The following is a 2,952-nucleotide window of genomic DNA, read 5'->3' as shown; positions in this document are numbered from 1 at the left end:
GGCATCCGCTGTTCGCCCACATCACGCTGACCCGATCCGAGCGCTCGCCGATCGCCGCCCTCGTCACCGAGATGCTGGAGGACGTTCAGCCGTAGGGGCAAATACGGACAAATCCGTATGAATGACCGTCAAGGGGCCTGTCGCATACCGGCAGGCCCCTCGCTCTGTCATCGGATCGGACGGGTCGTCGACGACCTTTCGGGCAAAAGCCCAGCTCGCAAAGATTGTGAGATCCGCCACGCAACCGGGAATTGCGTAGACACGTCCCGGTGCGGCATGGTGAGGGTTCTGTCAGGCCCCGCGTACGGCAGAATCACGCCCGGCAACTCCGGTCGGCGGGCACACAACTGAACACCGATGAGCCGTACGCCGCCCGTTCACCACGCCGTTCCGAGTCCGCTCGGCCCGGCGGCCGGGCCAGTGTCTCCCGTGACCAGCACCGACGGAGGCGAGCGGCAAGGGGCATGTTGCGTCCGTACGGTCACGCACGGTCGCCGCCGGAAGGAAACCATGTGACTCGGATCTCGGTCCGGGGAGTTGCTGTGGCCTCCGCCACCGCCGTCACCGCTGTCGGTGCGGTCGTGGGCGCGGCCTCGGGCAGCGAGGGCACGACCGCACAGACGGTCGATGTCGCGAGCGCCACGCTGCTCGCCGACGTGCCCTCCGGTGCCCAGGCGCAGACCATCAGCGACAACTTCGCCCGCCAGGCGAGCGCCCAGCAGGTGTCCGCCGACGCGGCCGCCAAGAAGGCCGCCGAGGAGGCCGCGCGCCAGAAGGCCGCCGCCGACGCGCAGGCCAAGGCCGACGCGGAGAAGGCCGCCAAGGCCGCCGAAGAGGCGAAGCGCAAGGCCGACGAAGAGGCCGCCAACCGCGCCGCCGCGCGGACCGCCCTCGCGGCAGTCCCGGCCGGCTCGGTCCAGGCGATGGCCGCCCAGATCATCGGCGACGCCAGCCAGTTCTCCTGCTTCAGCGAGATCGTGAAGCGCGAGAGCGGCTGGGACTACACCGCCACCAACGCGTCCTCCGGCGCGTACGGCCTTGTGCAGGCACTGCCGGGTTCGAAGATGGCCACGGCGGGTGCCGACTGGCGCACCAACCCGGCGACCCAGATCAAGTGGGGCCTCAACTACATGAACAGCCGCTACGGCAGCCCCTGTGGCGCCTGGTCGTTCTGGCAGTCCCACCACTGGTACTGATCCTGCCGCGCACAGCCGCGCGTCGAAGGCCCCCGACCGCTCAGGTCGGGGGCCTTCCGCATGTCCGGGGACGGGCCGCGCCGCCCGGGCGGCGCTGACCAGGGCGCTCACGGGCGGTGCGGCTCGATGCGGACGCGGGGCGCCGGAGCGGGTCCTGGACCTCCGGCACCGGCCGGTCCGCCGACAGATGGTCCGTTGTCCAGGCTCCTCCCCGCTCGATGACGTCCGAAACCATCCGCTTCGCGTTGATTCGTCACCTTCTGCGCACCGAACGGGCTCCAGGGCGGCCGGGACCGCGGCCACCCCGGGCGGGTACCGTCGGGCGGACGGAACGAACGGGGAGGGACGCGGACGTGGCAGCGGAGAGAGCGGACGGGGCGCGGGACCGCAAGGTGCTCAAGGCGCTCGCCAGGACCGGCGCGGTCGCCGCCGGGGTGTGGGCGGCACTGGAACGCCGGCGCCGCGCCGCCGCCCAGGCCGACAGCGCCGCCGGCGAGGGCGCCGACGGCCACCTGCCGCTGCCGCGGCAGGCCGAACCCGAGCGGCTGCCGCCGATCACCCGCGAGGTCCACCACCCCGGGCGCCCGGCCACCCCGGTCGAGGCGGTGCCGTGGGGCCTGCGGGTCGCCGCCGAGTCCACCTGGCGGCTGCTGCTGCTCGGTGTCGCCCTCTACGTGGTCTTCCGGGTCGTCGACATGCTGCGGCTGGTCGCCTTCGCGGTCCTCGCCGCCCTGCTGATCTCCGCGCTGCTGGAGCCCACCGTCTCCTGGCTGAAGCGGGCCGGCGTGCCCCGCTCGCTGGCCGCCGCCGGCACCTTCCTCAGCGGCATCGCCGGTATCGGCCTGGTCGGCTGGTTCGTGGTCTGGCAGGTGACCAGCAACCTCGAATCGGTCACCGGCAAGGTCCAGGACGGTGTCAACCAGCTCCGCGAGTGGCTCGTCACCGGCCCGCTGCACCTGACGCAGCAGCAGATCAACGACTTCGCCCGGCAGATCTCCACCGCCATCGGCAGCAACTCCGAGCAGATCACCTCGGCCGGCTTCACCGGCGTCACCATCGCCGTCGAGGTGCTGACCGGCGTCGTCCTCGCCGCCTTCACCACGTTCTTCCTGCTGTACGACGGCGCCCGGATCTGGTCCTGGGCGCTCAGGTGCCTGCCCCGGCACTCCCGCTACGCGATGGCCGGCGCCGGACCCAAGGCCTGGGCCACCCTCACCGCCTACGTGCGCGGCACCGTCTTCGTCGCGTTCATCGACGCGCTCTGCATCGGCATCGGCATCCAGCTGCTCGGCGTGCCGATGGCGATGCCGCTCGCGGTGATCATCTTCCTCGGTGCCTTCGTGCCACTGGTCGGCGCCCTGGTGACCGGCACCATCGCGGTGCTGATCGCCCTCGTCACGGTGGGGCCGTTCACCGCGCTGATGGTGCTGGTGGTGCTGATCGCCGTCCAGCAGATCGAGGGGCACCTGCTGCAGCCGCTGATCCTCGGCCGCGCGGTGGCCGTGCACCCGCTCGGCGTGGTGCTCGGCGTGGCCGCCGGCTCGATCGTCGGCGGCATCGGCGGCGCCATCGTGGCCGTCCCGCTCATCGCCGTGACCAACACCGTCGTCTCCCACCTCCGCCGCCGCAACGCCGCCGGCCTGGAGGTTTTCGAAGCCCTCGAGAACGCCCGTCAGAAGTAGCGGACCGAACGCTCGGGGAGCACCGACAGGGGTGCGTGGGGTCACCTCCCGGTTCTCGCCGGGAGGTGACCCCA

At 71.8% G+C, this 2,952-nt stretch carries 2 protein-coding genes; both read left to right on the top strand.

Features of this window, described 5'->3' with window-relative positions; all coding sequences use genetic code 11:
• Positions 1-512 precede the first annotated feature (512 nt).
• The gene (locus AB0P35_RS41805) at positions 513-1,196 is read left to right on the top strand and encodes a transglycosylase SLT domain-containing protein (protein WP_363521778.1); all 684 of its coding nucleotides are present in this window, start codon (positions 513-515) and stop codon (positions 1,194-1,196) included.
• A 353-nt stretch (positions 1,197-1,549) separates the two neighbouring features.
• Positions 1,550-2,878 (top strand): AI-2E family transporter, encoded by a 1,329-nt coding sequence (locus tag AB0P35_RS41800; protein WP_257019068.1) that lies wholly within the window; start codon positions 1,550-1,552, stop codon positions 2,876-2,878.
• Positions 2,879-2,952 lie beyond the last annotated feature (74 nt).

The sequence above is a fragment of the Kitasatospora sp. NPDC085879 genome (assembly GCF_040686255.1).
Taxonomy (GTDB): Bacteria; Actinomycetota; Actinomycetes; order Streptomycetales; family Streptomycetaceae; genus Kitasatospora.
Note: the sequence above shows the minus strand (reverse complement) of the source record. Positions and strands in the feature narration are given on the sequence as shown.